The sequence below is a fragment of the Candidatus Skiveiella danica genome (assembly GCF_022705245.1).
Lineage (GTDB): Bacteria > Pseudomonadota > Gammaproteobacteria > Burkholderiales > Burkholderiaceae_C > Skiveiella > Skiveiella danica.
The window spans coordinates 1-502 of the sequence record NZ_JAKJEW010000211.1; the positions used below are offsets into that span (position 1 = coordinate 1).

Here is a 502-nt window from a genome sequence, read left to right on the forward strand (position 1 = left end):
TGGAAGACCATCGACGACGAGACCAAGCAGGCGAAGGCGCTGATCCGGATCGTCGAGCAGGGCGGCGCGCTGATCGGCCGGATCGAGAAGGTGCTGACCGACAAGGCCGACGCGGTCTGCGACCTGTGTCCCGACGACCGCAAGGGCAAGCCGGTGCAGGGCATGACGATCCTCACCGGCCTGAAGAAGGACGGCGACGAGTGGACCGGGGGCGAGATCCTCGATCCGAACAACGGCAAGCTCTACCGCGCGAAGGCGAAGCTCGCCGACGGCGTGATGGGCGCCCAGATCGCGGCGCACCTCGTCAACGCGCAGGTCGACGTGCTGCTCTACGACCTGCCCGCGAAGGACGGCGACAAGAGCGCGATCGCCCGTCGGGCGATCGAGGGCCTGAAGAAGCTGAACCCCGCGCCGCTCGGCCACGCGGACCTCGCGGCCTTCGTCGTGCCCGCCAACTACGAGGACGACCTCGCGAAGCTCGGCGAGTGCGACCTGGTGATCG

1 protein-coding gene is annotated in these 502 nt (G+C 68.5%); it reads left to right on the forward strand.

Annotation, left to right across the window (positions count from 1 at the left end; genetic code table 11):
* Nucleotides 1-9: 9 nt before the first annotated feature.
* Nucleotides 10-502, forward strand: a 493-nt coding sequence (locus ACMUOY_RS21070; RefSeq protein WP_413894638.1) for a DUF2147 domain-containing protein, incomplete at its 3' end; no start/stop codon positions are given.